At 68.0% G+C, this 6,014-nt stretch carries 6 protein-coding genes; 2 read left to right on the forward strand and 4 right to left on the reverse strand.

Features of this window, described 5'->3' with window-relative positions; all coding sequences use genetic code 11:
• Nucleotides 1–229 precede the first annotated feature (229 nt).
• Nucleotides 230–1,000, reverse strand: a complete 771-nt coding sequence (locus ACWDUA_RS18975; RefSeq protein ID WP_449752557.1) for a hypothetical protein — start codon at nucleotides 998–1,000, stop codon at nucleotides 230–232.
• A gap of 1 nt (nucleotide 1,001) precedes the next feature.
• Nucleotides 1,002–1,691 (reverse strand): DUF4386 domain-containing protein, encoded by a 690-nt coding sequence (locus tag ACWDUA_RS18980; protein WP_449752558.1) that lies wholly within the window; start codon nucleotides 1,689–1,691, stop codon nucleotides 1,002–1,004.
• A gap of 87 nt (nucleotides 1,692–1,778) precedes the next feature.
• Between ACWDUA_RS18980 and ACWDUA_RS18985 the strand changes: the two genes are divergently transcribed.
• The gene (locus tag ACWDUA_RS18985) at nucleotides 1,779–2,519 is read left to right on the forward strand and encodes a TetR/AcrR family transcriptional regulator (RefSeq protein ID WP_449752559.1); all 741 of its coding nucleotides are present in this window, start codon (nucleotides 1,779–1,781) and stop codon (nucleotides 2,517–2,519) included.
• A gap of 47 nt (nucleotides 2,520–2,566) precedes the next feature.
• On the opposite strand, the gene ACWDUA_RS18990 is transcribed toward ACWDUA_RS18985, so the two are convergent.
• Both ACWDUA_RS18990 and ACWDUA_RS18995 read right to left on the reverse strand, forming a co-directional pair.
• Nucleotides 2,567–3,328, reverse strand: coding sequence for an ABC transporter permease (locus ACWDUA_RS18990; RefSeq protein WP_449752560.1), 762 nt, complete (start codon nucleotides 3,326–3,328; stop codon nucleotides 2,567–2,569).
• Nucleotides 3,325–4,338, reverse strand: coding sequence for an ATP-binding cassette domain-containing protein (locus ACWDUA_RS18995; RefSeq protein ID WP_449752561.1), 1,014 nt, complete (start codon nucleotides 4,336–4,338; stop codon nucleotides 3,325–3,327). Before ACWDUA_RS18995 ends, ACWDUA_RS18990 begins: the two co-directional genes overlap by 4 nt.
• Nucleotides 4,339–4,882: 544 nt before the next feature.
• Between ACWDUA_RS18995 and ACWDUA_RS19000 the strand changes: the two genes are divergently transcribed.
• Entirely contained in the window at nucleotides 4,883–5,899 is a 1,017-nt protein-coding gene (locus ACWDUA_RS19000) for a beta-ketoacyl-ACP synthase III (RefSeq protein WP_449752562.1), read from the forward strand.
• Nucleotides 5,900–6,014 lie beyond the last annotated feature (115 nt).

A 6,014-nucleotide genomic window follows, 5' to 3' on the forward strand; every position in this document is an offset into this window, starting at 1 on the left:
TGCCCCCGGCACCGAAGGCGACCAGCTTCGACGACCTCGGGTAACACCGTGACGCTGCCCCCGGCACCGAAGGCGACCAGCTTCGACGACCTCGGGTAACACCGTGACGCTGCCCCCGGCACCGAAGGCGACCAGCTTCGACGACCTCGGGTGACACCGTGACGCTGCCCCCGGCACCGAAGGCGACCAGCGTCGACGACCTCGGGTGACACCGTGACGAACGCCGGGGTCAGAGTCCGCCGAGGAAGGCGCCGAACGCGGGTGCCGGGTCGAGGGCGGTACCGAGGTTCGCCGCGGCGAGGACGGCGAAGCCGGTCGCCGTGATCAGGGCGAGGACTCCGGTCGCGCGCCGTCTGCGGAAGCGCACACCGATCGCCACGAGGGCGAGTGCGGTCATCGCAGCGAGGACGGCCACCACACCGTGATAGCTCGAGAAGTCGTGGACCAGAACGTCGGTCGCCGGAGATCTCGTCGGTCCGGCGAGATCTGCCCGCACCTGTGGGATGACCGGACGCACCGAGGCGTCGTCGGCGGCCTGCGGCAGGAACGACATCACCGAGGAGAGCGGGGCCACTGCCCCCTGGATGTTGGCGATCACGGTGATGAGTGACAGCCCGGCCAGCGCCACACCGGCGGAGCACAGAAGTCTGCGGATGACCACGGCGCGGCGGGATTCCGACGTCCCGCGTCCTTGCCGGCACCGGATGACGAGCAGCACCGACACGGTGAGGACTCCTACGGCGAGAACTGCCTTCACGATGTGGAACCACCGCCAGAAGCGAGTTGGTTCGGCGAGTGCGGACAGGCCCTCGCCGGGGACGGCGATCCGATGCGTCCAGTCACCGGCCAGTCCGGCACCCACACTGTGCGCCAGGCCGCCGGGCCCGTCCCACGTCGTCGCGGTCCACCATTCTGCGACGGACCAGGGTAGGAGCATGGTGGCGGCGACGAGGACCAGAGCTGCGATGACGAGGTTGGAACGGCGTGTGATGCGGGTCATGTCAGAGTCCTGCCTTGATCGGATGTGGCTCCGGGAGGTTTCCGGTCGCCGCTTCGGGCTCAGGTATCCCGCGGACGAGGAGGTGGCCGGCGAGCAGGATCTCCCAGGCGAACAGAGGTAGGGCGGCCACCGGCTGCGGGCTGATCACACCGGCCGTCACACCGACGTTCATCGTGGCGACGAGGACGCCGCCGACGATGCCCAACAACGGGATCACACGGGGCACGAGACGGTGTCGCAGCAGGAGGGCGGCGAGGACGACGGCGGTGACCGGGTTGATGAGTCCTGGTCCCACGACAAAGGTCCAGTCGTGCGTGAGGTGCAGCGCGTCGATCGACGACGGATCCAGCCCGGGCCCGGCGGAGGTGGCGGGGCGTGCCACCGCGGGCAGGATCGACACCACCCCGACGAGGATCACCGAGGCCTCGAGCGTGCGGAGTGCGACGTACCCGATGGCCGATCCGGATCCGTGCGGATGGAGCAATGGGAACAGGGCGACCGCGGTTCCGACCACCGCGACCGCGAGGACGACCTCGAGGAGCGCGGCGAGCAGGACCGCATGGCGGTCGCCGAGGGCGGCGGACGAGTCGGCGGCGGACCCGCCGTAGAGCGGGACCGCCGCGACCGACGTCACCCAGGTGACGAGGTAGAGGATCGCGGCGGCGACAGCGAGACGACGACGAGAGGACATGTGGGGCTCCTGGTGCGGATGGTGTACAGCGTTCACCACTGCGGTACAGGCTAGGTGTACGCTGTTCACCGGTCAAGGAGTCCACGGTTGGGAGACCATGTGCAGCGCCCGCCTCGCGAGCCCCCGAGCCGTGAGCCCGCCCGCGAGTCCCCCGCCCGAGAGTCCCTGACCCGCGACCGGGTCCTCCGCGCCGGAGTCGACCTCGCGGACGCCGAAGGGCTCGATGCGGTGACCATGCGCGGCCTCGCCGGACGGCTCGACGTGGTGGCCACGGCCCTGTACAAGCACATCGCCGACAAAGAGGACCTTCTCGACGGCATGGTGGACACCCTGGTCGACGAGATGGCGACGCCGCGCACGCATCCGACGACGCAGTGGCAGTCGGCGATCCGCGACACAGTGCACAACGCGCGACGCGTCGTCACCGAACACGAGTGGGCACGACGCGCACTGGAGTCGCGCACCGTGCGGACCGCCGCGGTACTGCATCACATGGAGCGGGTCAGCGAGATCTTCCTCGACGCCGGCTTCAGCGCGGACCTGACCCACCATGTGATGCACCTGCTGGGCAACCGGATCTGGGGATTCAGCCCAGAGCTGTTCACCGGTCCACCCGGGTCGCCGTCGGCCGGGACCCCAAGGCGCAGCACCGGTCCCGTACCCGACCCCGACGACTATCCGGCGATCGTCGCCATCACCGTCGACAGCCGCGCCCGCCGCCCGCAGGCAACGGGCTGTGACGAGGACTTCGAGTTCGATTTCGCGCTCGACGTCCTCATCGACGGCATCGCCCGGCTGCGCGACATGGACTGGTCCTCACCGACCTGATCGGCCTGATCCGCTGAATCCCTGATCCGCGGCCCGACCGTCACGGCCTAGGCGCTTTCCTTCCGGAACACCGCAGTGCCCCACCAGGTTCCGAGGAATCCGAGTACCAGCGAGGCGACCAGGGCCCACACCACGCCCATGGTGGCGACATTGCCGCCGAACGCATCTCGCACCCCGTCGACGACCCATCGGAACGGCATGATCGCACTGACGTGGCGCAACCATTCGGGACCGAGCGTCATCGGCAGCAGAATCCCCGACAACAACAGCACCGGCATCATCACCATGTTGATCACGGGCGCCATCACGTCCTCGGATTTGGTGGTGAGCGCCAACGCATTCGACGACGCCGCACACGCACCGCCGATGATCAGGGTGATCACGACGCCGACGATCACCCCGACGATCGAGCCGCGCATCCCCATCGCCCAGCCGAGCAGCACCAGGATCAGGGCCTGCACGAACAGTTGCAGCACGTCGCGCATCAGCCGCCCGGTGAGCAGTGCGGTGCGGCTGGCCGGGGTGACGCGTTCGGCCTCCACCACGCCCTCGCGCCATTCGCCGATCAGGCTGAAGCCGGCGAAGAATGCACCGAACATGCCCAGCTGCACCAGAAGTCCGGGCACGAGAAAGGTGTAGGCATTGTCGGCGCCGCCGGGGAACTGGGAGACAAGGGGTGTGAGCAGCGGGCCGAACAGCACCAGGTAGAGCACCGGCTGCATGACACCGATGAGCACCCAGGCGGGGTTGCGGAGGTTCATCCGGATCTGGCGGCGGAAGACGATCTGGGATTCGCGCAGGAAGGTCATCGGAGTGCCCCCTCGTTGTCGAGTTCGGTCTCGACGGCGTCCTCGGTGGTGGCCTGGGCGTCACGCAGGGACCGTCCGGTCATGGTGAGGAAGACGTCGTCCAGGGTGGGTCGGATGACCTCGATGGAATCCAATTCGATTGCCGTAGAGGTCAGATCGCGGAGGAGTCCCGGAACCTCACGGCCCGCGCGACGCACGCGTCCGCGGACGTGGCGGCCCTCGGTCTCGATGTGTCCGGCGATCGACGCGAGCTTCGCGGCCGCCACCCCGACGTGGGCGAGTTCGGTGACCTCGAGGTCGACGAGATCCCCGGACACGTGCGCCTTGAGATTGTCGGAGGTGTCGGCGGCGACGATCTTGCCGTTGTCGATGATGATGATCCGGTCGGACAACTCGTCCGCCTCGTCGAGATAGTGGGTGGTGAGGAACACCGTCGCGCCACGCTCGGTGCGCAGGGCGCGGATGTGCTCCCACAGATTGGCGCGGGCCTGCGGATCGAGTCCGGTGGTCGGCTCGTCGAGGAAGACCAGAGTCGGGTCGTGGACGAGTCCCATCGCGATGTCGAGGCGACGTTTCTGACCGCCGGACATGTTCTTGGGCATGCGTTCCCAGAGTCCGTCGAGCTGGAACTTCTCGAAGAGCACCTTGCCGCGGCGGGTCGCCTCGGCGCGGCTGAGCCCGTAGAGCATGCCGTGGTCGACCACCTCGTCACCTGCCTGCGCCTGACTGAAGGTCCCGCCGGCCTGCGAGACGTAACCGATGCTGCGGCGCACCATCACCGCGTCGTCGACGACGTCGTAGCCGTTGACCGTCGCGGTGCCCGCCGTGGGGCGGAGCAACGTGGTGAGCATCCGGAGCGTGGTGGTCTTACCCGCACCGTTGGGACCGAGGAAACCGACCACCTCTCCCTCGGCGATGTCGAGGTCGACGCCGTCGACGGCGCACACCTCGCGTTTCTGCTTCCCCCGCCCGGTGCGAAAGGTCTGGACGAGACCTCGTGCGTGGATCATGATCGCTCTCCTGTGACCTGACACGTCGACTGTCGCCGACTATTCAACTGTGAACATGTGGTGGTGATGTACACCACATCCATCGGCAACGACATCTGTCATCCGACGACATCCACCGGTACTGACCGGCTCGAACACCAGGATTCATCGAATAGCGGACAGTTTCGGTCCGCCTCGAACTCCTCGACGAACGCCTGCAGCGGGCCACCACGGAGCTGCGTCGCCACCGCGACGACGGCGATCCATCGGCCAACCCTTATGCTCCCCCTCACGCACTACGCGGCATCGCCCTGTTCGGCGACCTCGCGCAGGCGGAACTGACCTGGCTCGCCGACGTCGTCGCCGACCTGCGGTCAGGGCGGCTTCATGTCACTCCCACGGCATGGCCCCGCCCGCCGACGACCCCGGGCACCAGATGACCGCCGACCGCGCCCGCTACCACGAGATGATCGCCCGCCGATCCGTCGAACAGGACACCACTACTTCCGAGTAGGGAGCGAATGTGAGACGGTCTATGTCGGGTCGCATAACGGAAGGAACCATCATGGCCGTGATCGCCGAAACCTCCGGGGTGAACAACATCGGCATGCTCGGGATCGGTGCATACCGTCCCGAACGCGTGGTGACCAACGAGGAGATCTGTCAGCAGATCGACTCCTCCGACGAGTGGATCTACACCCGCACGGGCATCAAGTCGCGCCGGTTCGCCCGCCGCGACGAGGACGTCACCCAGCTGGCCGTCCATGCCGGCCGCAAGGCCATCGCCAATGCGCTGCTCTCCGGCTCCGACATCGACGCCGTGATCCTCGCGACCAACACCCACCTGCTGCTCACCCCCGCCGGCGCCACCACGGTGGCAACGCAGCTCGGCTGCAACGGCGTGCCCGCCTTCGACGTGACCGTCGGCTGCGCCGGCTTCGGCTACGGCATGGCGCTGGCCTCCGACATGGTCCGTGGCGGCAGCGCGACCCACGTGCTGGTGATCGGCGCCGAGCAGCTGTCGGTGGCCCTCGACATGACCGACCGCACCAACTGCTTCATCTTCGGTGACGGTGCCGGCGCCGTGGTGGTGGGCCCGACCGACGAGCAGCAACTCGGCCCGGTGATCTGGGGCAGCGACGGCAGCCAGTACGACGCCATCCGCCAGGACATCGACTGGGTCACCTTCCTCGACGGCGACCGCGTCCAGCGTCCGTTCCTGCGTCTCGAGGGCACCGCGGTCTTCCGCTGGGCCGCCTTCGAGATGGGCAAGGTCGCCCAGCGTGCGCTCGAGGCCGCGAAGGTCGACGCCGCCGAGCTCGACGTGTTCGTCCCGCACCAGGCGAACTCGCGGATCAACGACCTGCTCGCCAAGAATCTGCACCTCCGTGAGGGTGCCGTCGTCGCCAACGACATCGAGTACACCGGCAACACCTCCGCCGCGTCGATCCCGCTCGCGATGGAGGACCTGCTCTCCACCGGCAAGGCCAAGCCCGGCGACACCGCCCTGCTTCTCGGCTACGGCGCGGGCCTCAGCTACGCCTCGCAGGTCGTGACCCTTCCGCCGGTCCCGTTCGAGTAGATATCCGGCGCAAGTGGTTGCGTCCTGGCTCGGATTCCGAGCCAGGACGCACCGGAGCACCTGCTCATCGATCCGGTCGAGCCGTTTGACGTAGACGCATCCGGCGCCCTCGGTG

Source organism: Gordonia sp. NPDC003376 (assembly GCF_053589235.1).